The following is a 25,533-nucleotide window of genomic DNA, read 5'->3' as shown; positions in this document are numbered from 1 at the left end:
ACAAGGGTCGCGCTTTCCGCAGTCGCTCTCTTTGAGGAGCTCCAACAATGCTGCAATCGCTAACGCAAATAAAAAAGCCACTGAAAATTTTCAGTGGCTTTTTTATTTTAGTAGATAGTAGCTTGTTATTGGTTTAGCAATAAGCGAGTAATAGATTATACACGTTGTTGTAGCTAGTACTTTTGTTTATTTATTCATAATAATAAAGAGACCTTATTTGTCCTTCACCGTCATTTGTGCTCCAACTGTCAGATACATGGAGGGGAAAGCCATTTTGCTGATTAATAAAGTCGTTATACGTAGAATTATAAAACCCTCCATTTGTAGCGTTGGGATAATAACTTGAAACGCTAGAGAATTGTTCATTAGAATAACTGGCTTCATTTAATGAAACAGCTTGACTTATTAAAGGTGTTAAATAGATGTGTGTTAGAATTGTATTTGTCGCTTCACGTATTGGATTCTGTGAAGTTTCTTGATATTCCCAAGTAGAACCAGAAACACCATTTGTTATAGTATAACTCTGAGTACTCTCTATATATAAATACTGATCTGTTAATTTTTCGATTAGACGATTTGAATTATCATAGGAATAATGTGAGATGCTATAATTAGGTAAACTATTATCGGTATATGTATAATAAGTCCTGCTCTGGATTTTTCCATTTGCGTTTAATTGAATATTTAGGATTAGTTCGTTGTTTTGATTGTAACCACTAATTGTGCTTCCAGAATATTGGTATTGTATTACTGAAGTCAAAGACCCGCTTTGGGTGGTAGTAGCTATGACTTGACTATTGCTATTATACTCATAATTAACTGTAGTTGTATTAACTCCAAAAATTTGGGATACAGAAACTAAACGATTATTTACATCATAATCAAATGTTACATTGTTACCATTTTCATTTTCATAGGAATCAAATCGGTGAGTGCCACTATTTAATGAAAAATATTCTTGAGAGTCTAAAATATCCTCATTAACGAAAGGTCCGCCTATTACGGGAGCATATCGATTAACAAAGTAGTTTTTTAATATTAACAAATTCGTTCCCATGCCAGAAAAATCTGTTGGGTCTAACGGGTCAGTGTTTTCGGTTAGTTCAAGTTGATTGTTTCTGCCATCCTCATCACAATCGGCAAAATTCCAAAAAATGTCTGGTTCCAAATTTTGACTAGAAAGTACAAATTCACAATTATCAGTTGGGTCTGTTTGATCAATCCTTTCAGTTCCATTAGAAACCCCATCGCCATCACAATCAAAATTATACCAATGGTCTTTTGGTTCAACAGTCTGATGGGAAAAGACAAAATCACATTTGTCTTGCGGTGAAGTAAAGTTTTGGTCTATAATTTCATCATTATTGTAATCTAATTCATCTTTATTGATTACACCATCTCCATCACAATCTGAATTTCTCCATGAATTAGATGTATCAGGATAGTATTGATGTTCAAGAACAAAACTACACTGAATCTCTGGGTCAGTTCCATCGATTACTTCTTGATGGTTTGTCACACCATCACCATCTATATCTTGGGGATTTATTTGCTCGGTTTCATTATCACTATCGTTACTACAATTAAGTGCAAATAGAGAAAGAATGGTTATGAAAGCTATTTTCTTCATTTAATTTTGTTTTTGTATTGGCCTACTATAATAAAGATATGTGTTATTTCAATAAACTATATCGACAGTTAAACGAAGTACGACTATTTTTTGATAAATTCAAATAGCTTAAAACTCAAACTGCAGTTGTACACTCACTGCTTTTTCGGGTGTTTTTACAGTGGCTTTTTTATTTAGGAACATAGCAACTTGTCATAGACGAGTGCTAGAAAGTGGGTTTTCGTTTAACATATTTGTATATGAAAAAAGTTGCGAAAAAATTCTCAAGATCTTTTCCATAATAGCCGAAAGGTAGTAAAAATGCGTTGAAATTCCGACAGGAATTTTGATCACAATAAATTGCAGTAATTGTAAGCTATAGTTTATAGGCTGCAGTTATTATTTAGAATATCATCCAAAGAAGGATTATATAGATTATTTGTAATTACTAATTCTCCATAGATGCCATTGTTGAAGAGATTTGTTAGATCACAGAAATCAGACAATAATTCATTTGGTGCATCCCAACCAAACTGTGTTTCACCTCCAATTATAATATCATCTGTTACTAATAAGTTTTCTAACCCAATTAATGAAGTTAAATTATCATTATTCTGAATATATAAATTTCCATTTATAGCTGTCAAGGTTTCTGCACCTGATAAATTAGTCAGAAAATCACAGTTTTCTATCATTAAATCACCTCCAATTGTTGATAATAAAAGACCTGAAAGAGAAGTTAATGCATAACCCGAAGAAATCTCTAAATTTCCATTAATAGTATTCAGATTATCTAAACCCGTAAGATTTTGAAATAAAGAACGCACAATTTTAAAATCACCATTAATTTCAGTTAAATTATCAAGACCACTAAAATTTTCCATAGTATTAATAGAACGAATATAAAAATCACCATTTACAACTGTTAAATTATTTAGTCCATTAAGGTTAACTAAATCATCAACAGAAATAGATAAATTACCTACTTCTTCTAATGAGGATAAAAATCCTAAGTTATTTATATCAGTTATAAAATTTGGGTCACCAATATTTAAGTCGCCTGTAATTTCAGTATAATTATTTGAACCAAAAGACTCTACCTCCTCTTGAGTCAATAAATTGACATCACCAATAAAAATATTTTCATTATTTTCTAATGAATTGTCATTGGAACAAGAGAGAAATGAATTAAGCAGTAATAGAAATAATGTTTTTCTCATAATTTAGTTATTTGTGGTTCTCATGATATAGATGTAAATATTATTAAATGGTTGTGTTAAGTTTTTAAAAAAATTACAACTAATAACTTTCTTAAAGACTAGTTTTTAGCTTATGTTAAACGAAGTTCGACAATTTTTTTGATAAAGTCAAATACCTTAAAATTCAAACTGCAATTGTACACTCACTGCTTTTTCGGGTGTTTTTACAGTGTTTTTTTTATTTTAGGAGATAGTAGCTTGTTATTGGTTTAGCAATAAGCGAGTAATAGATTATACACGTTGTTACCAGTAGTTTTTATTTAAAAAAACCTAATTCTTTCAGAACTGTGAGTTTTTTTAATTCAAAAAGTTCATTCGGATAATTACCATATAAAACCTTAACCTTTCCATTTTTAATCTCATAATAAGGTTCAGGGTATTTTTCTTTTATTAATTCCAAATTCTCTTCTTTAAACTCAAATTCCATTGGTTTTTCAAATTCAATTTTTCTTGGCTTTATGTGAAATGTTGAATCAATTTTTCTATAGATATAAGGATTATATGGCGAAGCCCATTTTCCGTCAATAGTTTTATATAAATTGTGATATTGATATTTGACATGAATTAACTCACCACAATAATCAGCAACATATATTAATACATTTTCAAAATCGCTATATTTTTTTATAGAAAAATGGTCATACGAAATAAAACTTATTGTATCTTTAGGATAATCACCATGCAAATTTTCAAGGATTTTATATTTAGCATCATACTTTGAATCCATTGAGATTATATTGCAATAATAAACGTCATCAGCAGGTTCTACATTTATTTTTTTTCCAATAAACGCATAAAGCATTTTAGGTTTTTCTTTGCAAGGAATATATTCAGTGCAAACTTTTGGTTTTAATTCAATTCTTATACTATCTCTTTTAGCCAAATCTGAAACAAGATATGATTCAGTTATGTGTTGCGGAGATTTGAAAAATAATGAGTCAGTCAATTTTACCTTTATTTTAAAATTTCCATTTTCATCTGCTGTCACAAATAAATCTTTGTTTTTAGTAATTTCTGAATGTCTATTGTATTTTGGTAAATCTGCTGAAAAATATTTTGAAAGTGTATCGTTAACTGAAATTCTAACTCTATTCCTGTTTTTAGTAGTATCAATTGCAACTCCCTTGATTATAACTTTTTGCCCAAAAGTAATTGAACTGAAAAGCAGGAAAATTATGACTAAAATGTTTTTCATGAATTTTACATTTTGATTTTCAAATTTAATGTTGAATTACGTTTACTAAAAACTAAAATGAGCGAGTATGTCTTTTGACTGAGTAAATGATAAAGATATGGATAGTTTTAATCATCAATATCACAGTTAAACTAAGGTCGATATTTTTTTGATAAATTCAAATACCTTAAAACTCAAACTGCAATTGTACACTCACTGCTTTTTCGGGTGTTTTTACAGTGCTTTTTTTAGAAGTTTCAGTGTTTAAATTAGATAATGAAATACCCAATAAACGTACCGAATTGCTCAACTTGTCTTGGTACAATAAATCTTTAGCAGTCTCTAAAATAATACTCTTATCACTAATAAAATAAGGTAAGGTTTTACTACGTGTTTGTAGTGTAAAATCGCTGTATTTTATTTTTAAGGTGACAGTTTTTCCAGCAACTGAGCTTTTGTTTAAACGTCGTGCTACTTCTTCAGCAATATGGTCTAGTTTTTCAAGCATAAACACTTCAGAAGACAGGTTTTCACTAAAGGTGCGTTCAGCAGCTAAAGATTTTCTGGTTCTATTTGGCTTTACTTCGCTGTTATGAATGCCTCTAACCACATAGTAATAGTAACGCCCAGATTTACCAAAATGTGCATCTAGATATTCCAGTGATTTTGCTTTTAAATCCTTTCCTGTAAAAATGCCTTTTTGGTACATTTTTTCGGCAGTAACCTTACCAACACCATAAAATTTTCTAATGTCTAGAGCTTCTAAAAACTCAAGCACTTCTTCAGGATTCACGGTTTTTTGTCCATTAGGTTTATTGTAATCGCTAGCTACTTTTGCAATAAATTTATTGATAGAAATTCCTGCAGAAGCAGTTAAGCCAACTTCATTAAAAATACGTTGCCTTATATCTTTAGCAATAAGTGTTGCGCTTGGGTGTCCTTTTTTGTTTTGGGTAACATCAAGATAAGCTTCATCAAGCGATAACGGTTCTACCAAATCGGTATAATCATGAAAAATTTTCCTGATTTTTTTAGAAATTTCATGGTAGCGATCAAAACGCGGACGCACAAAAATAAGCTCAGGACAAAGACGTCTTGCTTTAACGCCACTCATAGCACTTCTTACACCAAATGTTCTGGCTTCGTAGCTTGCAGCACTTACAACACCACGTTTACTACTACCACCAACAGCAATGGGTTTACCTTTTAATTCAGGATTGTCCATTTGCTCTACAGATGCATAAAAAGCATCCATATCTACATGAATAATCTTTCGTATTGGTAAATCGTTTTGCATAGTGTAAATTTACTAATTCCTGCGAAGGCAGGAATCTCAAAATTTGTATTTTAAAGCGTGAATTGATATCCTGCTCATTTAGTCAAAACTATGATTGAAATAGAACGTAAATTTTTAGTAACTTCTCATGCGTTTAAAAACCAAGCGTATTCAAAAATGCATATAGTACAAGGGTTTTTAAATACTGACAAAGCACGAACAGTTAGAGTAAGACTGAAAGGCGATAAAGGTGTATTGACTGTAAAAGGACCATCTACAACTGATGGATTATCGCGTTTTGAATGGGAAAAAGACATCGATAAAACAGATGCTGAAGCGCTTTTAAAACTCTGCGAAAAAGGAGTGATTGACAAAATGCGTTATGAGATTAAAGTTGCACAACATATCTTTGAAGTTGATGAATTTTTTGGAGATAATGAAGGCTTAATTATTGCCGAAGTTGAACTAAGCTCCAAAGATGAACATTTTGAAAAACCCGATTGGTTAGGAGAAGAAGTAACAGGAGACATTAAATATTATAATTCACAAATAAGCAAAAAACCATACAACACTTGGAAGTTATGAAAAGACTATTACCATTGTGCATTGTAGCATTATTATATGTTGCATGCAAAGAAGAGCTTAAACAAACCACTACTGAAATAGAAAAACCCATTGAGGCTGTTGAGGACTCAACCCTTATTGAAGTAGATGAAGAGGCAACACATGAAAAGTCTATTAGTGAGTTAAAAAATGAACTTACAGCAAAAGGGTTTAAGACCTTTGATTATGTTGATGAAAAAACGCAAGACACTATAATCATGCAACAGTATTTTATTGCTTTTTTAAAGCGAGGTACAATACGAAATCAAAATGAAGAAGAAGCTGCAATTTTACAGGAAGAGCATTTAGCACATTTACAAAAAATGTATGATTTAGGTTATGCTGATATTTCAGGACCTTTTGGCGACGATGGAGATATAAGAGGTATTACCATATACAATGTGCCAACACAAAAAATGGCCGACAGTTTAGCAAATGCAGATCCAATGGTACAAGCAGGACGACTGGAAATTGAAATCCATCCTTGGTGGGCAGCAAAAGGGTTTCCTTTACGATAATAAAAAAAGCCACTCATTTTTGAGTGGCTTTTTTATTTAATGATAGTTAGTAACTAACCTTTTTATTTGTTTGAGAACGATTCAACCGTTTTCATGTTATTAACTTTATACATATCACCAGCTTTAGTAACCGCTTCTTCTAAAGAGCTTGTGGTAACTTTAGCTTCGTCATACTCAACCATTGCTAAATGCTTGTCAAAATCTACAGTAGCAGATTTTACACCTTCCATTTTAGCAAGTTTCTTTTCGATGGTTTTTGCACAACCAATAGCACATGTCATTCCTTCAATACCAAACTCAGCTTTTGCGTAAGTAGCATTTGGGTCCAACTTTACTGAAGTTTCTTCAACATTGGTCTCTACAGTTTTAACTTCAGGTTTTGCATCGTTTTTACAAGACACTATAAAAAGTGCTAAAACAGAGACAACTAATATATTTTTTATTGTTTTCATAATGAATTAAATTTTTCTCCTTTAGGGTATTTAGTGAATTTTAATCTGAAACAAATCTAATAAATATTGCTGTTTTTAGTGAAATAATTAACGAATTTTGTGATTTACAGCAATATTGCATAAAAAAACCGAAGTGTATAAACTTCGGTTTTTAAAAAATTATTTAAAGACTTAATTAGTCAAAATCAGCATCAGATACACCTTCGTTGATTTTAACTTCTTTAAGTTTAAACTCAATAACTTGTCCCATTTGACTTCCAGATCTAACTCCAGGAAACTTTAATCCTTCAATTAACTGGTAGTCTTTTAAATCGGTTTCTTGGCTTTGAGTTTGACCTTGCATATTAGTTGTTTGAATCTCTTTTACTTTTAATCCAGTTTCAACATCATAAAAATACGCTAGAGAAATTACTTCTCCTGAAACTTCAACTCTATAAGCATCTTTACCATCAATAGACTCAATTCCAGCTAATTTTACATTATCAGCATTAAGCATATTTAATTCTGGGAATAAACCAGCCATAATGCTCATGTCTTTAGCCATATTTTCTGGTAATGGGTTTTTGTTCATTGTAACTTTTTCTTGAGTCATTACAACAGCCATCATAGGGCTACCATTCATAGAAATGCTTTGAGAAGCTTTTCCATCAAGACGTTTTTCTTCACTTACAATAGTTGCTCCCATTGCTGATGCTTCGTAAGAGACTAATATAGAGTTAGTAGATTCAATTTTTGCTTTTCCACCAACAGCTTCTAAATAGTCATTAATAACTTTTTTGACATCTACACCTTCAGGCATTGCTACATCATAGGTTGGTTTTTCAACAGGGTTTGCATATGCATCGTAATATTTAATTGGAATACCTGTTTTTTCAAGGTTTTCTAAAACATCACTTCCTTTACCTACAACTACTACACGAGCATTTTCAGTTTTAAAGTATTTGTTAGATACTCTTTGTACATCTTCAACAGTTACATCGTTGATTTTTTGAAGATAAGTAGTATAAAAATCTTTAGGTAAGTTGTTTAACTTGATGTTTAAAGCATAGTTAGCCACAGTTTGTGGTTGCTCTAATCCCATAATAAAGTTACCAACATATTTTGCCTTAGCGTCTCTAAGTGTTTGTGGGTCTACAGGTTCAGTTTTAATACGATTGATTTCTTTTAATGCTTCAACTACAGCACTATCAGTTACCATGTTTCTAACTTTAGCAGAAGCGTTGAAACGCCCTAAACCATATCTGCTAGCTCCAAGACTAGAGTAAGCTCCATAAGTATATCCATGCTCTTCACGAAGGTTTTTAAACAAGTAACCTTCTCCACCACCACCTAAGATGTTGTTTGCAATTAAAGCTGCATGATAATCTTTATCATTCATTTTTAAATCAACATTGTTAGTTACAGTAATGCTTGATTGTGTAGCTGTTGGGAAATCTACAAAATTGATTTGAGTGTATTGTGCATTAGGTGCAGCAGGAAGGACTTTATTAGAAACGTCAATAGATTTTTCCCATCCATCAAAGTGAGCTTCAATTTGTTTTTTAATAGTTCTGTAGTCAATATCACCTATAACTACTAAATAAGCGTTGTTAGGATTAAAATACTTTTCATAAAAAGCAACTACATCTCCAAAAGTTATATTGTTAATAGTTTCTTCAGTTATGTATTCACCATAAGCATGATTTTTTCCATAAGCTAGTACGTTACGTACACGACTACTAATAGCGTCAATACTTTTTTCTTCTTGTTTTAGGCTTTCAATTAGTTTTACTTTTTCTTTTTCAAACTCCTCTTCAGTTAATAAAGGATTAATTGCAGCATCTGCCATTAATTCTAAAACACGATCAGAATATTTTGATAAAGAGCTAGCGAATCCACCACTAAACCCAAAGTTAAGACTAGCACCTAAAAAGTCTATTTCTTCATTAAACTCATCTTTAGAAATAGAAGTAGTACCATTTCCTAACATGCTTCCTAAGATGCTTTCTACACCTGCTTTTTGACCAGTAGCTATTGGGTTGTTGTCAATACGTAATGAATATGATACTCTTGGTAATTTATGATTTTCAACAACCAATACTTTTAATCCGTTTTTTAATTCAAACTCACTAGGAACTTCCAACGAAATTTTTGGTTCTGGTCCTGCTTTAGGTGGTTTAGAACGGTCTATTTGAGCAGTAACACTTACTGTCACAAAAAACAGTACAATTAATACAGATAGTTTTGTTTTCATGTTATTATATATCGTTTTCATCTTAGTTTTCGTCTTTTTGAGGTAAGTATTCCAATTCTACACGCTGATTAGGGCTAAGATATTTTTTTGCCACATCACGAATTTCTTCTCTAGTAATTGATCTGTAAATATCAATTTCTTTATTGATTAAATTTACATCTCCATAAAGTAGGTAGTATGTAGCTAATGAGCTTGCAATACCTGCAATACTTGAGTTAGAGTTTACAAATTGATTTTCAAATTGATTGATAAGTTTTTGGTAATCACGCTCAGAGATTAATTCAGTTTGCATTACAGCAATTTCCTCATCCATTTCAGTTAAAAGTGTTGTTAAATCAACTTCTCCTAATGGAATAGCAAATAAAGCAAATACACTGTAATCCATTTGACCAAGGTTTACAGCTTGTACAGCTAAAGCTTGTTTTTGTTCGTCAACCAACTTTTTGTACAATACAGAACTTTTCCCTCCACTTAAGTAAGAAGAAATCATGTCTAAAACATAAGCATCTCTTGTTCCAAAACCAGGAGTTCTATAAGTAGCTATAATTGCTGGCACTTGAATGTTTTTGTCAAATGCTTGAGCTTTGATAGTTTCAGTAATTGGAGTTTCTTTAGGGAAGTTTCTTACTACTTCAGGACCTCTTTTTACTTCACTAAAATAATCGCTAACCATTTTCTTGGTTTTATTAATGTCAATGTCTCCAGCAACAACTAAAACCGCATTATTTGGCCCATAATAATCTTTGAAATATTGATTAAACTCTTCTAAAGTAGAAGCGTCTAAATCTTCCATGTAGCCAATATTAGGGTCTTTGTATGGGTGAACTTTAAACAAGTTTGATCCAATAGCCTCTAAAATTCCACCATAAGGAGCATCATAACGTTGGCGCTTTTCTTCTTTTACAACTTCGTTTTGAGTATCAACACCTACCTGGTCAATAACTGGATGAAGCATTCTTTCAGACTCTAACCATAACCCTAACTCCAATTTATTTGAAGGAAAAATTTCATAGTAGTACGTTCTGTCTTGAGAAGTATTAGCATTAAATGTACCACCATTTGCAGGAATAATTTTCATAAATTCCCCACGCTCAATGTTTTCAGACCCTTCAAATAAAAGGTGCTCAAAAAAGTGAGCAAACCCTGTACGAGGTGCATCAGGAGTTCCTCCAACATCTTTTCCACCTACGTTGTACATAACTGAGGTGATAACAACTGGAGCAGTATTATCTTGATGCAAAATAACGTGCAATCCGTTATCTAGATCAAATTCTTCAAATTCAACTTCTTGTGCAGATGTAGCAAAACCAGCTAATACAAATGCAGCTAAAGTAAATAAGCTTTTTTTCATTGTGAGTTTGTTTTTAGTTTATAATATAAATTGTAAGTCTTCGAGTTGCGAAAAATGTTACAAGTTTCACAAAAATAGTAAATCATACTACGCATTGTGTGAAATAAATGTAAAAAAGAGGCATAAAATTATTTATATACGCAAATTTTCACGAAATTTAAAGGACTTGATTTCAAACATTTATATTATGAAAACATCTTTTTCGGTAGCATTAAAATATGGAATTTTTATTGCGGTAACTTTAATCGCCTATTTTTTGTTTGTAAGATTGTTTAATCTTCATGAGAATATTTGGTTAAGACTTTTTAATGGGCTTATTATGGCCACAGGTATTTATTACGGCATAAAATATTATAAGTTATCTGTTAGTGACAGCTTTACTTATATTGACGGTTTTAAAACAGGGTTAATTACAGGTTTTGTAGGAACGGTTTTATTTACAGCTTTTATGGCTATTTACATGTTTCATATTGACCCAAAATTTACTGAAACACTTTTAGGAGAATGGTTTAGTAACTATGGAGAAGGCACTGGAATTTTAGTGTTTATTATCTTAATTGAAGGATTGGCTTCAACCGTTGTGCTCACCTTAACATTCATGCAATTACTCAAAAAAAGCTATAATATCTCTCAAAAAGCATAAAAGGTTTGTAGATTAAAGATTTAGGCGTATATTTGCACTCATTTTTGAGTAAAATTATTAACACAAACTTAAACGTTACGCTATGTACGCAATTGTAGAGATAGCAGGGCATCAATTTAAAGTTGAAAAAGACCAAAAAGTTTTTGTTAACCGTTTAGCAACAGAAGAAGGTGAGAAAGTTTCTTTCGATAACGTTCTTTTAATTGGTGATGGTAACAATGTAACTGTAGGCGCCCCAGCTATAGACGGAGCTCAAGTAGGAGCAAAAGTCGTTAAGCACCTAAAAGGTGATAAAGTTATTGTTTTCAAAAAGAAAAGAAGAAAAGGTTACCGTGTAAAAAATGGTCACAGACAAGCCTTATCTGAAATCGTAATTGAAAGCATCGTAGCTTCAGGAGCTAAGCCAGCTAAAAAAGCTGAGAAAGCAGCTCCAAAAAAAGAAACTAAAAAAGCTGAACCTAAAGTAGAAGCTAAAGCTGCACCAAAAAAAGCAGCAGGGAAAGCTGACGATTTAAAGAAAATCGAAGGTATTGGTCCAAAAATCGCTGAAACTTTAATTGAAGCTGGTATTGCAACTTATGCAGATTTAGCTAAAGCTAAACCAGAGCAAATTTCAGAAATCATCGCAGACGTTCGTGGTAGTCATGTACCAGACACTTGGCCAAAGCAAGCTAAATTAGCAGCTGATGGAAAATGGGATGAATTAAAAGAATTACAAGACAAATTAGATGGTGGTATAGAAAAATAATTTCTGTATCATTTAATATTAACAATATAAAACCTTAATACAATGGCTCATAAAAAAGGAGTAGGTAGTTCCAAGAACGGTAGAGAATCAGAATCGAAACGATTAGGTGTTAAGATTTTTGGTGGTCAAGCTGCTGTAGCTGGAAACATCATCGTAAGACAAAGAGGTACAGCTCACAATCCAGGAGAGAATGTGTATGCTGGGAAAGACCACACTTTACACGCTAAAGTAGATGGTATTGTAAAGTTTGAAAAGAAAAAAGGTGGTAAATCTTACGTTTCTGTAGAACCTTTCGAGGCTTAAGAAACAGTTCTTTTAAAAAATTAAAGCGGCTAGATGTATTTCTAAGCCGCTTTTTTATTTCATAACATTAACATCATACAAACAATAAGTTTGGGTAACACTTGTAGCGTTTCTTTATAGGTTTATAAAATAGTTTGCATTTTGTCTACTTATAAACAAACCATTACAATATTTGCTTTTTTTATATCTGTGTCTCTTTGTGCTCAAATGGCAATCAATACTACAAATGAGATCGACACTAAGTTATATGATTTAAAAAAGGAACTTGAGTTGGCTAAAACCAGTTCCAACACTTCAAAAACAGCACAAGTGCATGTTAAACTAGGAGATTTTTTTAGTCGCTTAGAACTCTATAGTGAAGCGATAAAGAACTATCAAGCGTATCTTGATATTCATAAAACTAAAGATTCAGGACTGGTTTATATTCAAAATGCACTTTCAACAATAAACCTTGATTTAAAAAAGTATAGTGAAGCCAACAAGTATGCGCAAAATAGCTTAACAATTTCTGAAGACATAAATTATTCAAGAGGAAAAGCAAAAGCAAATGCTTTGTTGGGTAGTGTGGCAGAAAAACAAGGTAATTATGAAAAGGCTTTAGAATTTCAAAAGTTAAGTCTTTCTATTTTTAATGTGCTAAATGACAGTACAGGTTTAGCAAGCACCAATGAAAATATTGGAAGCATTTATGAAGATTTAGAGCAGTATGACTTAGCATATCAATATTTTAAAACTGCAAATACGTATGCTAAGAATAGTGAAACGGATCTTCAAATTAACATCATTAATAACCTTGGTGATGTCAATCGTAAAACAGGTAATTATAGTAAAGCGCTTGGGTATACTGAGCAAGCTTTAATGCTAGCTCAAAAAACTAATAATGAATCTCAAATAGAAAGTGCTTTAAAAGATTTAGCAAGAACTTATGCTGATTTAGGAGATTACGAAAAAGCATACAGTTACCTTAATAACCAAAGCATAGTTAACGAACAAGAACTTAGACAAAACAATGCCGAAATAGTAAGTGCAATGCAAGTATTATATGAGGTAAAAGAAAAGGAAGCCGAAGTTAAACTTCTAAACAAACAAAACCAGATTAATAAAGTAAGACAGTATATTATCTTAACTATTACTGGAGCCATTATTTTGGCGCTTATTGTTGGCTTATTGTACTGGAAAAAGAGACGAAAACACGAGAAACATATTTTAGAATATCAACAACAGTTACTACAAGCCGATTTAGACAAAAAAACAGCCGAAGAACAAGCTCTAAAACGCGAAATAGATATAAAAGTATCTTCGTTAACTAATTATAGTTTACACATTGCGCATAAAAACAAAATGCTTTCTGATGTTTCAAAAACACTTACCAAATTAAAAGGAAGAAATAGTGAGCTAGTAAAAACCAAATTACAAGAACTAGCAAGTGAAATTGAAGCTGACTTAAACAATAATAATGAGTGGACAGAACTTATGGGTTATTTTGGTCAAATTCATCCAGTGTTTTTTAAAATTTTAAAACAATCGGCTTTAGAAAAGTTGTCGTCTTCTGAAATGCGCTTATGCTTATTACTAAGATTAAATTTATCATCTAAAGAAATCGCAGAGATACTTCGTATTACTTCTGATAGCGTTAGAATTGCTCGATACAGACTAAGAAAAAAATTACCGTTAGACTCCAAAGACGATTTGCAAGCCTACTTACTCAATTTATAGGAAATGTTTTCCAAATCTTTATCTAGTGTTAAGTAATTGTAAATGTTGCTATGTTTTATAGGTGTTTTTCAAGGGTTAGTTACTATTTGTTAACACATTCTAAAGCTACAAAACATGGCTTAGGTCTAGTTTTGTCTAAAACAAAATTAACCTATCAATGAAACATTTATTTACTTTACTATTATTTATATCTGTATCCTTTTATGGGTTTTCTCAGTCAGGAAATCTACAAGGTATTATAACAGATGACAACGGAATTACAGTTCCAGGAGCAACTGTAATGATTGAAGAGCTTAAAAAAGCTGTCGTTTCCGATTTTGACGGTAAATTCACTATGGTAGATATACCTGAAGGCACGTATAACCTTTTAATTAAATATTTGGGTTATGCCGATTTTAAGCAAGAAGTAACAGTGACTGCTTCTCAAACAACAGAATTGAACATTACACTAACTTCTAAAAGTACTGAGCTTGATGAAGTAGAGGTTGTGGCTTATGGTTTTGGAAGTCAAGCCAGAGCACTAAACACTCAAAAAAATAAAACAAACATTACCAATATTGTATCAACTGATCAAATTGGGAAATTCCCAGACGCTAATATTGGAGATGCTGTAAAGCGTATTCCTGGTATTACAATGCAGGTTGACCAAGGTGAAGCGCGTAACATTATTGTTCGTGGTCTTTCTCCTCAATTAAATTCAGTAACATTAAACGGAAGCAGAATTCCTTCGGCTGAAGGCGATAACCGTAACGTACAAATGGATTTAATTCCATCAGACATGATCCAAACTATTGAAGTAAACAAAGCAGTTACTCCAGATATGGATGGAGATGCTCTTGGTGGTTCGGTAAACCTTATTACTAAAACGTCACCTCAAGGATTCCGTTTATCTGCAACAGCAGGTTCTGGTATTAACTTTATTACTGACAAGAGAATTTTAAACGGATCTTTCTTAGTAGGAGACCGTAGCAAAAACAATAAGTTCGGATGGATGGTTTCAGCATCTATTAACGATAACGACTTTGGAAGTGACAATGTCGAAGCAGAGTGGACTGATGAGTTTGAGTTTAACAATGGAGATGAAGATAATCTTGAAGGAGTTGACGTAAACCCTTATGCTAATGTATTTGAAATTAGAGAGTATTTAGTGCAACGTGTGCGTAGAAGTTTTTCAGCTAATTTAGATTATAAGTTAGATAAGAATAACACAGTTTACTTTAAATCTATCTATAACTGGAGAGACGATAGAGAAAACCGTTTTAGGTTAGAACACGAAATTTTAGATGGTGAAGATATTGGAGCAGGAGATTTTTCGGTTGATGCTAATGGAAACTTAACGATGTTTCCTGTAGAAGCTAAGCGTCAATCAAAAGGAGGAATTGACAGCAAGCGAAATAAAAATGCAAGATTAGAAGACCAACGTATGCAAAACTACAGCTTAGGTGGTGAGCACTTGTTTGGTAAAGTTCAAATGGATTGGATGGCTTCGTTTTCAAAAGCTTCAGAAGAGCGTTTAAATGAGCGTTATTTAGAGTATGAAAGTGAATATGCAGTTAACTTTAACAACAATCAAGATAAACCATTGTTTTCACCTGTAAATGCAGCTGATGCTAATTATGAGGATTTTGAGTTTGGTGAATTAACTGAAGAAAACCAATATACCGAAGAAAAAGACTTTAACTTATTTGTTAATGCACAAGTACCAATGTCTGTTGTAAACGGTAGAGATGGGTTCTTAAAGTTTGGAGCAAAAACCAGATTGAAAAACAAAAATCGTGAAAACGACTTTACAGAATATGGTGACGAGACTGGAGCTTTGGAGTTTTTAGGAATGGTACCAACAAGAAACTATTCTGATTCTGATTTTCTTGCAGGTGGTCAATACCAAGTAGGTAATTTTGCAAGTCCTGAATTTTTAGGAGGTCTAAACTTAAATGACTCTAACTTGTTTGAAGCTGAAAATCTTCCAGAAGAATATATTACTGCAAACTTTGATGTAAACGAAAACGTATATGCTGGTTACGCAATGTTAAACCAAGATTTATCAGATAAGTTAAGCGTACTAGCAGGTGTAAGATTGGAGCATACTTCTATTGAAAGTGAAGGAAATGAACTTGAGTTTGATACTGAAGGAGATGTTTCAGGGATTAACGTTGTAAAAGACAAAAACTCATATACTAATATTTTACCAGGTGTTCATTTTAAGTATAACCTTAACGACAACACAATATTACGTTTTGCGTGGACGAATACTTTGGCTAGACCTAATTATGTTGATTTGGTACCTTATAGAGAAATCAATAACGAAGACGAAGAAATTTTCTTAGGAAACTCTGAGTTAGACCCAACAACATCTATGAACTTTGATGTTATGGCTGAGCACTATTTTAAATCAGTAGGTATCATTTCAGGAGGATTATTCTATAAAGATATTCAAGATTTTGTGTACACTTTCCAAAGTGAAAACGAAGATGGATTCGAAGTATACCAACCATTAAATGGTGACGATGCATCAGTATTTGGAGCTGAGGTTTCTTTTCAACGTCGTTTAGATTTCCTTCCAGGATTTGCAAAGAACTTTAGTGTTTACTTAAACTATACGTACTTAACATCTAGTACAGATGGTATTCGTAATGAAGATGGTGAAGAGCGTACAGACTTAGATTTACCACAAACAGCACCTAACATGTTCAATGGTTCTTTAGGGTATGCAGGTAAAAACTTTAGTTTACGTTTATCAGCTAACTATTCTGATGCTTACATTGATGAAATTGGTGGAAATGCGTTTGAAGATAGATATTATGATGAGCAACTTTTCTTAGATTTTAATGCTAATGTTGCTATCAACAAAAACTTGAGCTTATACCTTAACATCAACAACATTACCAATCAACCATTACGTTATTATCAAGGTGTAAGTAGTAGAACTATGCAAATGGAATACTACGAAAAGCGTTTAACATTTGGTTTAAAGTATGATTTGTTTAAGAAGTAAGAAGATGAAGAACACATTTATATTAGGCGCTATTGCTTTAGTACTGTTTTCTTGTGGAAACGGATTACCAGAAGTTGCGCCAACACTAAAAACCGAAAAACTACCACACGATAGTGATGATCCAGCAATATGGATAAATCGTGAAAATCCTGAGCAAAGTATTGTATTTGGTACAGATAAAGATGAGGTAAATGGAGGTGTTTATGCTTTTGATTTAGACGGAAAAATCATAAAAGAAAAAAGCCTTACAGGAGTTAGCTATCCTAATAATGTTGATATAGAATATGGTTTTAAATTGACTGATTCTACTGAAACTGATATTATGATGTTTACCGAAAGAGAGAAAAACCAAATCCGTTTATACTCAGTTCCTGATATGAAACCTTTAGATAATGGAGGTTATAAAGTGTTTACTGATGAAACTAATATAGAAATGAAAAGACCTATGGGAATTTCAATCTATAAAAACCCAAAAACAGGTGAAGTTTCAGCATTTGTAAGCAGAAAAGCAGGACCAACTCAAGGTTATCTTTATCAATATGCTTTGGTAAGTGATTCATTGGGAGTACATGCTAATTTATTGAGAAAGCTAGGAACTTTTAGCGGACAAAAAGAAATTGAAGCTATTGCTGTTGACGATGCTTTAGGATATGTGTATTATTCTGATGAAGGTGTTGGAATTAGAAAATACCATGCTGATCCAAAACAAGGAGATAAAGAAATAGCATTGTTTGGCAGTGAATATTTTAAAGATGATATTGAAGGTATTGCTATAGCAACTGACAATGGAGATAATGGATTTTTGATTGTGTCTAACCAGCAAGATCACAGCTTCAATATTTTTAAAAGAAGTGATAATAGTTTTGTTAAAACGATAAACTTAGGAACGATAGAAACCGATGGTTGCGATGTAGTAACAGAATCCCTTGGTAAAAAATTTCCAAACGGATTGTTTGTGTCTATGAATGACCAACAGGACTTTTTCTATCACGCCTTAGATTCTCTAAAGTTAAAATAATCGCTGAGTTATTTTTTTAAATTGATTAAGAGCCCTTTCCTAATTTTTTGGAAAGGGTTTTTTATTAAACAATTTCCATCTTCTTCAACAGGAAACTCGCGTTCATGTTTTGGCAAACGCCTTTCTTAAGTTTATAGTCAAAAAAGAGTTCGTCGTTTTTAATTTCGGCATCAAAGTAGTAGTTCTTTACAGCCTCTAGTTCAGCTTCTATTTCAGTAAGGCTTAAATCGTGTGTAGCTATAATTCCTGTAGCATTTTGACCCACTAATTTTTCTACAAATTTCCTTGATCCAATGGCTTTGTCAGTAGAGTTGGTACCTTTTAAAATTTCATCTAAAATCACAAAATAGTTTTTGTCCTCAGCAATAGTGTCTACAATAAATTTCAGTCGTGTAAGCTCACTAAAAAAGTACGAACTATCATCGGTCAACGAATCTGTAGTGCGCATACTTGTAATGAGTTTAATTGGCTTGTATTTGCTTGTTTTCGCACAAACTGGTAAACCAACATTTGCCATAACAATGTGCAACGCAACTGTTCTTAAAAAGGTACTCTTACCTGCCATATTTGCACCTGTAACGATGAAAAACTGCTCTCGTAATAATTCTAAATCGCTATCAATTCGCTTTTCAGCATTTAATAAAGGATGTCCTAAACTTTCGGCTTTAATTGTAATATTTTCTGAAGTAATTTCAGGATAACTAAAGTCTTGATGATTATACGCATAGTTACCCAAAGTGTTGTAGGCATCAAAAGACGTCACCACTTCAAACCAATCTTCAACCTTATGCGCATACTTGCTAATCCATTGCTCTACGTGATACGTTTGCCTTATATCCCAAAGCAAATACCCATTTCCAAAAATGGCTGAGATAAAGTTATTTCGGTTATCTAAGGCGTCTAAAGCTTTTGAGAATTTTGTAAATATCTGTGAGGCTTTTTCACCTTCAGACTGTATTTTTTGTTGCTGTTGTTGCAATAACTCAGACTGAAATTCTTTCTGTTCAATTTCTTTCAGTAATAAAGCATATTTCCTAAACGTGTCTTTAGCTTTTTCGGTGTTTTGGGCAACATTATTAATTGATTTTAAAAATCTTCCAGTAATCGCTAAGCCTAAAAGCAACCAATATCCAGCATATTTTATTGGAATAATTTCAGTAAAACCTAAGACCAAAAGTGCTACTGAAGCAACACTAAAACCAATTGTTAACCAATATAATGTTGCGTTTAAAAATGGTTTGTAACCCTTTAGCCATGCAATAATAGATTTTGCAGAATGCTCCACTTTTACACCTTGCGCTACACCAGAATAGTATTGCCTCCATTCAGGCTCATCAGCTAATTCTTTAATTGCATTTTGTCGAGCTTTAATATTAGTAATATCGTTTGCCAACAAACAATTAACAAGCGATAGCGTGCCTTCGTTTATAGTTGTTCTGTTGATGTATTGAAAGAAAGAACCTCTTCCAAATAAATCGATATCTAAACTATAGGCATGAGCAGGATTTTGAAACACTTTTCCATCTGCTCTATCATAAAAATCACCTGAGGCTATTTTGATTTCATCCTCATTAATAGTAGCTAATCGCTTGTGCAGTTCGCGTTTGCTTTTAAGATCTGTATGTCTGGATAGTAAAAACAGAAACACAGCAATGCCAACCACAGCTATAATTACTGCAACTTGCCAGTTTTGATAGGTTAGATAGATACCAAAGCCAGCCAACAAAAATACAGTAAGCCTAAGCACACTGTATAATCCCATTTGTTTATAAATGCGTTTTGATTCTGATTTATGATGCTCTAAATGAGTTCTGTAAAATTTATTTGGGTCTTGCATTTAAATTTTTATTCAAAATAAAATCCCAAGATATAAATTTACCTTGGGATTTTTTGATTTTATATACGTTTGAAGACTTCGACAAGCTAAGTCTGACAGCTTCACTTTTAGCTTTTAAAAGCCGCTTTTAAGTATTCGCGATTCATACGAGCAATGTTTTCAAGAGAAATACCTTTTGGACATTCAACTTCACAAGCACCTGTATTAGTACAGTTACCAAAGCCTTCTTCGTCCATTTGCTTCACCATGTTTAGTACACGATCAGTTGCTTCAACTTGACCTTGTGGTAATAATGCAAACTGCGATACTTTAGCACCAACAAATAGCATTGCAGACGAGTTTTTACAACTCGCTACACAAGCACCACAACCAATACATGTTGCAGCAGCAAAGGCATCATCTGCATCATGCTTATTTACAGGAATAGCGTTCGCATCTATCGTATTACCAGAGGTATTTACAGAAATAAATCCTCCTGCATGTTGTACACGATCAAAAGCACTTCTATCTACAACTAAATCTTTAATTACAGGGAAAGCTGTTGCTCTAAATGGCTCTATTGTAATAGTGTCACCATCCTTAAACATTCGCATGTGTAACTGACATGTTGTTACACCTCGATCTGGTCCGTGAGCTTCACCATTGATATAAAGTGAACACATACCACAAATACCTTCACGACAGTCATGATCGAAAGCTACAGGTTGCTCACCTTGCTCAATAAGTTGTTCGTTTAAAACATCTAACATTTCAAGGAAAGACATATCTGGTGAAATATCACTTACTGGATAATCTACCATTTTTCCTTTATCGCTTGCGTTCTTCTGACGCCAAATTTTTAAGGTTAAATTCATAGTCTTTCTTATTTATACGAACGTTGTTTTAATTCAATATCTTTAAATTCCAAATCTTCTTTATGAAGCACTGCATCTTTAGGTTCTCCTTTGTATTCCCAAGCTGCTACATACGTAAAGTTTTCGTCATCACGTTTTGCTTCACCTTTTTGAGGACCATCTTCTTCAACAGATTCTTCTCTAAAGTGACCTCCACAAGATTCTGTTCTGTGTAAAGCATCTTTAGCAAATAATTCTCCTAACTCTAAAAAGTCTGCTACACGACCTGCTTTTGCAAGTTCTTCGTTGTATTCATCAGCTGTTCCTGGAACTTTTACATCTGCCCAGAACTCTTTACGAAGTGTTGAAATCTCTTCAATAGCTTCTTTTAATCCTTTTTCGTTACGAGACATTCCTACTTTGTTCCACATGATTTTTCCTAATTTCTTGTGGAAGTAATCTACAGAATGTGATCCGTTGTTATTGATTAAACTTGCTATTCTATCTTTTACATTTTTCTCTGCTTCTTCAAACTCTTTAGTGTCTGTAGAAATAGGTCCTGTTCTAATATCATCAGCTAAATAATCTCCAATGGTGTATGGTAATACAAAGTAACCATCAGCTAAACCTTGCATTAATGCCGAAGCACCAAGACGGTTAGCACCATGATCAGAGAAGTTAGCTTCTCCAATGGCATATAATCCAGGTACGGTTGTCATTAAGTTATAATCTACCCAAATTCCTCCCATGGTATAGTGTACCGCAGGATAAATCATCATTGGTGTTTCGTATGGGTTTTGATCTACGATTTTTTCGTACATCTGGAATAAGTTACCATACTTAACTCTTACAACTTCTTGACCTAATTTCTTAACCAGAGCTGCATCGTTTTCATCTAAACCTTTAATGTGAGCTTGCTCTTTTCCGTAACGTTGAATTGCCGAAGCAAAATCTAAATAAACGGCTTCACCAGTTGCATTTACTCCGTAACCAGCATCGCAACGCTCTTTAGCTGCACGAGAAGCAACATCACGAGGTACAAGGTTACCAAACGCTGGGTAACGACGCTCTAGGTAATAATCTCTATCTTCTTCAGCTATTTGTGTTGGTTTTAATTGACCAGCTCTAATAGCTTCTACATCTTTCATGTGTTTTGGTACCCAAATACGACCATCATTTCTTAAAGATTCAGACATTAACGTTAGTTTAGACTGATGATCTCCAGAAACCGGAATACATGTTGGGTGAATTTGTGTATAACAAGGGTTAGCGAAGTAAGCACCACGTTTGTGCGCTTTCCAAGCTGCAGTAACATTACTTCCCATCGCATTAGTTGATAAGAAGAATACGTTACCATAACCACCTGTTCCTAAAACAACAGCGTGCGCTGAATGTCTTTCTATTTCTCCTGTAATTAAGTTACGTGTTATAATACCACGTGCTTTACCATCAACGATAACAACATCTAGCATTTCGTGACGGTTGTACATTTTTATTTTTCCACGACCAATTTGGCGGTTCATAGCAGAGTAAGCACCTAATAATAACTGCTGACCTGTTTGACCTGCTGCATAAAACGTACGCGATACTAATACACCACCAAAAGAACGGTTATCTAAAAGTCCGCCATATTCACGTGCAAAAGGCACACCTTGTGCCACACATTGGTCAATAATATTTGCTGAAACCTCAGCCAAACGGTATACGTTTGCTTCACGAGAACGGTAATCACCACCTTTTACAGTATCGTAAAATAATCGGTATGTTGAATCACCATCTCCTTGATAGTTTTTTGCTGCATTAATACCACCTTGAGCCGCAATAGAGTGCGCACGTCTTGGTGAATCTTGAAAGCAAAATGCTTTTACATTGTAGCCTAACTCTGCTAAAGTTGCAGCAGCAGAACCACCTGCTAATCCTGTACCAACAACAATAACATCAATAAGACGCTTGTTTGCTGGGTTAACAAGATTGATATGATTTTTATAATTTGTCCATTTGTCTGCAATTGGACCTTGAGGTATTTTAGAATCTAAAGCCATATTAGATATTTTAATGTCCTGTTAAATGATGAAACAATGCAATAAAGATGAATCCTGCTGGAATACCTATTGCATAAATTTTACTAAATGTTTTCAATCCTTTTGTGTACTTGTTGTTAGCACCAACCGATTGAAATGCCGAATTAAAACCATGCAGTAAGTGCAATGCTAAAAACACAAATGCTACTACATAAGCTCCAACACGAAGTGGACTATGGAATTTTTCTACTAATTCGTGAAAGTATCTGAACTCACCATTGTGCATACCAGACATATCACCAACAATATATTTTGTATTAATCTCCGGAATCCAGAAATCAATAAAGTGAAGCACTATAAAAGCTAAAATTGCTAAACCACTCCAAATCATGTTACGGCTCATCCAAGATGAATTTGCAGCTCCATTGTTTTTAGCATAGCTTATTTGTCTTGCTTTGTTGTTTTTAATTTCTAGTACAAAACCCATCACAAAGTGAAAGATTACACCAAAAATTAATACAGGTTGCAATAAATACTGTACAGCCCAAAACGTTCCCATAAAATGAGAAGCTTCGTTAAATGCGTCTGCACTAAAAACTGAAAGAATATTAATTGCAAAATGCTGTAATAAGAAAATCATAAGGAAGAATGCCGAAAGTGCCATGGCAAATTTTCTTCCAATCGAAGAATTTAGAATTCCGCTCATTGTTGAAGTTTAATTTTTATCCCAACAAAGATAAGCTACATTGCTGTTTTAGACAAAGCTCAAACGTTATAATTGTGTATTTAGAATGATTTTAAACAGAAATTAATTTGAAACCATAGGAATTAACCCACGAAGTCCCATATCAACCACTTGCTCTCCAGCACTTGGTTCGTATTTTCCGTCAGCATTAACTTCGGTCCATTCAAAACTGTTGTTTATTGAAAATGAAAGTGTTATTACAATATCTTGGGTTTCATTTCCTGTTATAGTAAATCCATTTTCAAACTCACCAGTAACCACACAAGACCCTTGAGGTATAGGTGATGAGTCAAATAATGGGTTTGGAACTGTTGTAGCACCTTCTGGAGCTTGCCCTTGGGTAACAAACCCTTCGGCTTCAAAAGCCCAAAAACCTTGTAGTTTATTTCCATTTACGTCTATGGTTTCACCATTCAAATCAAAAGATGTGATGTAGGTATTGTAGCCTACAAAACTACCTAAGGTACCAGTATAATCTGTACCATTTAATAGAAAATCAATTTCTCCTTCTTGGTAAGCTAATGAGACACGAACCCACTCATAAGTTCCTGCTGTGACATCACTTAGAGGGATAGTTAAAAAAGTTTCATTGTCACCAGCAAACTGAGCATTTTGAAAGTTAATAGCATTGTTTCCTCCAGCTGTTGTTTCGTCTCCTGAAAAAATAACTTCACCATCACCAAGCGCTGTAAATGCTCCAGGAGCCAATTCAATATAGTTGGCACTCATACGGTTTACGTTTGGCGACTGTGCAGCATTTCCTGATGGAATAGTTGCTGGTTCTCCAATATTGTTTAATCGTTCTTGGTTTGGGTCAAATTTTAGTTTTATGACTAAATTAGGGTTGTTTGCTTGTTGGTTGTCATCATTATCTTCACTGCACGCAAACAAGAGCAAACACATTAAACAAGTAAAAAGATTTAGAGTTTTCATAAGATTTGGTTTTTCTTTATAACTCTAAAATACTAATAAAAGTACGTTTAATCCAATTTTTTTAAATGCTCTGTGAACGTTTCAAGATAAAACGCATAGTCTTCAGGATGCAATGTTGCTTTATTTTTTTCTAGAACGTCTAAGGCTTTTTTGTAGTATAATTTTGCATTTTTTAAGTCTCCGTTTTTTTCATAAGCTTCAGCTTTACTATCATGTAAGTTTGCATCATTTGGATAGAGATTTAAAGCCCAATCAAAAACGTTGAGAGCAGCTTTTGGATCTTTATTTAAGCAATCATAACCAAACATATTAGCTTCATCAACAGTGGGCAAAACTTCAAATCCAGCCCAATTGGACAAGTCAGAATAAAATGCTTTAAGATGACTTAAAAAGCTTTGTTTGTCATCATTTAAATAATTTTGTTTTTGAGTTTCGCTCATTACCCAAAGGTCGCCAAAAGCCATCAGTCCTTGTGATATTGTTGGTAAAGGTGAAGTAGAGTGGTTTTCATCTTGAAAGACTTTGTAGTTGTATTTAAGTCCTTTTGGTTTATGATAGGAAATAACATCATCCAATTTTTTTAATGATGCAGCAAATCTATTTTCCATATTTCCAACAGTTCCTGCGCTTACAAAAATGAATTTGTTGAGTGTGTCGTGAGTTTTGAAATAAGCATCAAATCGATGCACTAATTGCTCATAATCGTAGGAAACGTTTGGACTAATTGCAATAATGCCTTTGAACATTTCGGGATGCGATAATATAGAATTCAGCACAAAAGTTCCACCTAAAGAATGACCTATAGCTAAACGCAAAGGCTTTGTTCTATATGATGATTCAACAAGCGGAAACACCTCTTGTAGTAAGTAATTTTCCAATAGATAGGCTTTACCAATTTCAGTGTTTTCCCAATCAGAAACAGTGCGTTCATCTATACTTTTTGGTGTAAATTCTCTAGGTCTATGTTTGGTTTTAATACCAACAATTATAAACTCGGTAAGTTCACCAATTTGAGCCAAGTAATCTGTAATACCACTAGTCATATCAAACATGGCGTCAAATTGTGCGTCAAATAAATAAATAGTAGGATAAGTTTGCTCTTGCGATGCAGTGTATGAATACGGTAAAAATACTCTTATTTCGCGAGCGTCGTCAAAAACTTTAGATGCGATTGTATGTGTTTTTGAAGTGCCTGAATATTGTTGAGCTACTGTTGAATAGCTTAAAAAAAGCACGATAATAAATGCAATTGTTCGTTTCATTGAT

Annotated in this window: 21 protein-coding genes; 8 read left to right on the top strand and 13 right to left on the bottom strand. The window is 33.3% G+C overall.

Annotated features, from left to right (window positions below; genetic code table 11):
* Positions 1-190: 190 nt before the first annotated feature.
* The 4 genes from ABD011_RS01350 to dinB form a co-directional block, all read right to left on the bottom strand.
* Positions 191-1,630, bottom strand: a complete 1,440-nt coding sequence (locus ABD011_RS01350; RefSeq protein WP_343795184.1) for a hypothetical protein — start codon at positions 1,628-1,630, stop codon at positions 191-193.
* Between the two features lie 362 nt (positions 1,631-1,992).
* A complete protein-coding gene (locus tag ABD011_RS01345) occupies positions 1,993-2,829 on the bottom strand; it encodes a receptor L domain-containing protein (RefSeq protein ID WP_343795183.1) in 837 nt (278 codons plus the stop codon).
* A 295-nt stretch (positions 2,830-3,124) separates the two neighbouring features.
* Entirely contained in the window at positions 3,125-4,063 is a 939-nt protein-coding gene (locus tag ABD011_RS01340; protein ID WP_262733545.1) for a hypothetical protein, read from the bottom strand.
* Between the two features lie 166 nt (positions 4,064-4,229).
* On the bottom strand, positions 4,230-5,339 hold the full coding sequence (gene dinB, locus ABD011_RS01335) for a DNA polymerase IV (RefSeq protein ID WP_134198268.1): 1,110 nt from the start codon (positions 5,337-5,339) through the stop codon (positions 4,230-4,232).
* Positions 5,340-5,429: 90 nt separating this feature from the next.
* Here dinB and ABD011_RS01330 point away from each other — a divergent pair, with 90 nt between their 5' ends.
* On the top strand, positions 5,430-5,903 hold the full coding sequence (locus ABD011_RS01330; protein ID WP_343795182.1) for a CYTH domain-containing protein: 474 nt from the start codon (positions 5,430-5,432) through the stop codon (positions 5,901-5,903).
* On the top strand, positions 5,900-6,439 hold the full coding sequence (locus ABD011_RS01325) for a YciI family protein (protein ID WP_343795181.1): 540 nt from the start codon (positions 5,900-5,902) through the stop codon (positions 6,437-6,439). The genes ABD011_RS01330 and ABD011_RS01325 overlap by 4 nt, the downstream gene beginning before the upstream one ends.
* A 62-nt stretch (positions 6,440-6,501) precedes the next feature.
* On the opposite strand, the gene ABD011_RS01320 is transcribed toward ABD011_RS01325, so the two are convergent.
* The 3 genes from ABD011_RS01320 to ABD011_RS01310 all read right to left on the bottom strand — a co-directional run bounded on the left by ABD011_RS01320 (position 6,502) and on the right by ABD011_RS01310 (position 10,475).
* A complete protein-coding gene (locus ABD011_RS01320) occupies positions 6,502-6,891 on the bottom strand; it encodes a cation transporter (RefSeq protein ID WP_343795180.1) in 390 nt (129 codons plus the stop codon).
* 175 nt (positions 6,892-7,066) lie between these two features.
* Positions 7,067-9,124, bottom strand: a complete 2,058-nt coding sequence (locus tag ABD011_RS01315) for a M16 family metallopeptidase (RefSeq protein WP_131506473.1) — start codon at positions 9,122-9,124, stop codon at positions 7,067-7,069.
* A 22-nt stretch (positions 9,125-9,146) separates the two neighbouring features.
* The gene (locus tag ABD011_RS01310) at positions 9,147-10,475 is read right to left on the bottom strand and encodes a M16 family metallopeptidase (RefSeq protein ID WP_131506474.1); all 1,329 of its coding nucleotides are present in this window, start codon (positions 10,473-10,475) and stop codon (positions 9,147-9,149) included.
* Positions 10,476-10,662: 187 nt separating this feature from the next.
* Between ABD011_RS01310 and ABD011_RS01305 the strand changes: the two genes are divergently transcribed.
* The 6 genes from ABD011_RS01305 (at position 10,663) to ABD011_RS01280 (ending at position 17,898) form a co-directional block, all read left to right on the top strand.
* Positions 10,663-11,118, top strand: a complete 456-nt coding sequence (locus ABD011_RS01305; RefSeq protein ID WP_335972805.1) for a DUF4199 domain-containing protein — start codon at positions 10,663-10,665, stop codon at positions 11,116-11,118.
* Positions 11,119-11,200: 82 nt separating this feature from the next.
* A complete protein-coding gene (gene rplU / locus ABD011_RS01300; protein ID WP_129759896.1) occupies positions 11,201-11,866 on the top strand; it encodes a 50S ribosomal protein L21 in 666 nt (221 codons plus the stop codon).
* Between the two features lie 42 nt (positions 11,867-11,908).
* The gene (gene rpmA / locus ABD011_RS01295; RefSeq protein ID WP_129759897.1) at positions 11,909-12,169 is read left to right on the top strand and encodes a 50S ribosomal protein L27; all 261 of its coding nucleotides are present in this window, start codon (positions 11,909-11,911) and stop codon (positions 12,167-12,169) included.
* Between the two features lie 141 nt (positions 12,170-12,310).
* Complete coding sequence (locus ABD011_RS01290) at positions 12,311-13,885, top strand: tetratricopeptide repeat protein (protein ID WP_343795179.1); 1,575 nt, start codon at positions 12,311-12,313, stop codon at positions 13,883-13,885.
* A gap of 157 nt (positions 13,886-14,042) precedes the next feature.
* Positions 14,043-16,880: a TonB-dependent receptor gene (locus ABD011_RS01285; protein ID WP_343795178.1), complete on the top strand. Its 2,838-nt coding sequence runs from the start codon at positions 14,043-14,045 to the stop codon at positions 16,878-16,880.
* A gap of 4 nt (positions 16,881-16,884) precedes the next feature.
* Positions 16,885-17,898 (top strand): phytase, encoded by a 1,014-nt coding sequence (locus tag ABD011_RS01280; protein WP_343795177.1) that lies wholly within the window; start codon positions 16,885-16,887, stop codon positions 17,896-17,898.
* A gap of 64 nt (positions 17,899-17,962) precedes the next feature.
* Here the strand turns inward: ABD011_RS01280 and ABD011_RS01275 are convergent, their stop codons facing one another.
* The 6 genes from ABD011_RS01275 to ABD011_RS01250 form a co-directional block, all read right to left on the bottom strand.
* Positions 17,963-19,735: a MutS-related protein gene (locus ABD011_RS01275; RefSeq protein ID WP_343795176.1), complete on the bottom strand. Its 1,773-nt coding sequence runs from the start codon at positions 19,733-19,735 to the stop codon at positions 17,963-17,965.
* Positions 19,736-19,842: 107 nt separating this feature from the next.
* Positions 19,843-20,589, bottom strand: a complete 747-nt coding sequence (locus ABD011_RS01270; RefSeq protein ID WP_343795175.1) for a succinate dehydrogenase/fumarate reductase iron-sulfur subunit — start codon at positions 20,587-20,589, stop codon at positions 19,843-19,845.
* Between the two features lie 8 nt (positions 20,590-20,597).
* Entirely contained in the window at positions 20,598-22,610 is a 2,013-nt protein-coding gene (locus tag ABD011_RS01265) for a fumarate reductase/succinate dehydrogenase flavoprotein subunit (protein WP_134198258.1), read from the bottom strand.
* 10 nt (positions 22,611-22,620) lie between these two features.
* Entirely contained in the window at positions 22,621-23,295 is a 675-nt protein-coding gene (locus ABD011_RS01260; protein WP_134198257.1) for a succinate dehydrogenase cytochrome b subunit, read from the bottom strand.
* A 102-nt stretch (positions 23,296-23,397) separates the two neighbouring features.
* Positions 23,398-24,267, bottom strand: coding sequence for a hypothetical protein (locus ABD011_RS01255; RefSeq protein WP_343795174.1), 870 nt, complete (start codon positions 24,265-24,267; stop codon positions 23,398-23,400).
* 47 nt (positions 24,268-24,314) lie between these two features.
* Entirely contained in the window at positions 24,315-25,529 is a 1,215-nt protein-coding gene (locus ABD011_RS01250) for an alpha/beta hydrolase-fold protein (RefSeq protein WP_343795173.1), read from the bottom strand.
* Between the last annotated feature and the right edge of the window lie 4 nt (positions 25,530-25,533).

This window comes from Gaetbulibacter jejuensis (assembly GCF_039524015.1).
Taxonomy (GTDB): Bacteria; Bacteroidota; Bacteroidia; order Flavobacteriales; family Flavobacteriaceae; genus Gaetbulibacter_B; species Gaetbulibacter_B jejuensis.
Note: the sequence above shows the minus strand (reverse complement) of the source record. Positions and strands in the feature narration are given on the sequence as shown.

Excerpts from the sequence above, each read along its gene's own strand:
- ABD011_RS01350 (WP_343795184.1), bottom strand. The coding sequence starts at position 1,630 with ATGAAGAAAATAGCTTTCATAACCATTCTTTCTCTATTTGCACTTAAT.
- ABD011_RS01345 (WP_343795183.1), bottom strand. The coding sequence starts at position 2,829 with ATGAGAAAAACATTATTTCTATTACTGCTTAATTCATTTCTCTCTTGT.
- ABD011_RS01340 (WP_262733545.1), bottom strand. The coding sequence starts at position 4,063 with ATGAAAAACATTTTAGTCATAATTTTCCTGCTTTTCAGTTCAATTACT.
- dinB (WP_134198268.1), bottom strand. The coding sequence starts at position 5,339 with ATGCAAAACGATTTACCAATACGAAAGATTATTCATGTAGATATGGAT.
- ABD011_RS01330 (WP_343795182.1), top strand. The coding sequence starts at position 5,430 with ATGATTGAAATAGAACGTAAATTTTTAGTAACTTCTCATGCGTTTAAA.
- ABD011_RS01325 (WP_343795181.1), top strand. The coding sequence starts at position 5,900 with ATGAAAAGACTATTACCATTGTGCATTGTAGCATTATTATATGTTGCA.
- ABD011_RS01320 (WP_343795180.1), bottom strand. The coding sequence starts at position 6,891 with ATGAAAACAATAAAAAATATATTAGTTGTCTCTGTTTTAGCACTTTTT.
- ABD011_RS01315 (WP_131506473.1), bottom strand. The coding sequence starts at position 9,124 with ATGAAAACAAAACTATCTGTATTAATTGTACTGTTTTTTGTGACAGTA.
- ABD011_RS01310 (WP_131506474.1), bottom strand. The coding sequence starts at position 10,475 with ATGAAAAAAAGCTTATTTACTTTAGCTGCATTTGTATTAGCTGGTTTT.
- ABD011_RS01305 (WP_335972805.1), top strand. The coding sequence starts at position 10,663 with ATGAAAACATCTTTTTCGGTAGCATTAAAATATGGAATTTTTATTGCG.
- rplU (WP_129759896.1), top strand. The coding sequence starts at position 11,201 with ATGTACGCAATTGTAGAGATAGCAGGGCATCAATTTAAAGTTGAAAAA.
- rpmA (WP_129759897.1), top strand. The coding sequence starts at position 11,909 with ATGGCTCATAAAAAAGGAGTAGGTAGTTCCAAGAACGGTAGAGAATCA.
- ABD011_RS01285 (WP_343795178.1), top strand. The coding sequence starts at position 14,043 with ATGAAACATTTATTTACTTTACTATTATTTATATCTGTATCCTTTTAT.
- ABD011_RS01280 (WP_343795177.1), top strand. The coding sequence starts at position 16,885 with ATGAAGAACACATTTATATTAGGCGCTATTGCTTTAGTACTGTTTTCT.
- ABD011_RS01275 (WP_343795176.1), bottom strand. The coding sequence starts at position 19,735 with ATGCAAGACCCAAATAAATTTTACAGAACTCATTTAGAGCATCATAAA.
- ABD011_RS01270 (WP_343795175.1), bottom strand. The coding sequence starts at position 20,589 with ATGAATTTAACCTTAAAAATTTGGCGTCAGAAGAACGCAAGCGATAAA.
- ABD011_RS01265 (WP_134198258.1), bottom strand. The coding sequence starts at position 22,610 with ATGGCTTTAGATTCTAAAATACCTCAAGGTCCAATTGCAGACAAATGG.
- ABD011_RS01260 (WP_134198257.1), bottom strand. The coding sequence starts at position 23,295 with ATGAGCGGAATTCTAAATTCTTCGATTGGAAGAAAATTTGCCATGGCA.
- ABD011_RS01255 (WP_343795174.1), bottom strand. The coding sequence starts at position 24,267 with ATGAAAACTCTAAATCTTTTTACTTGTTTAATGTGTTTGCTCTTGTTT.
- ABD011_RS01250 (WP_343795173.1), bottom strand. The coding sequence starts at position 25,529 with ATGAAACGAACAATTGCATTTATTATCGTGCTTTTTTTAAGCTATTCA.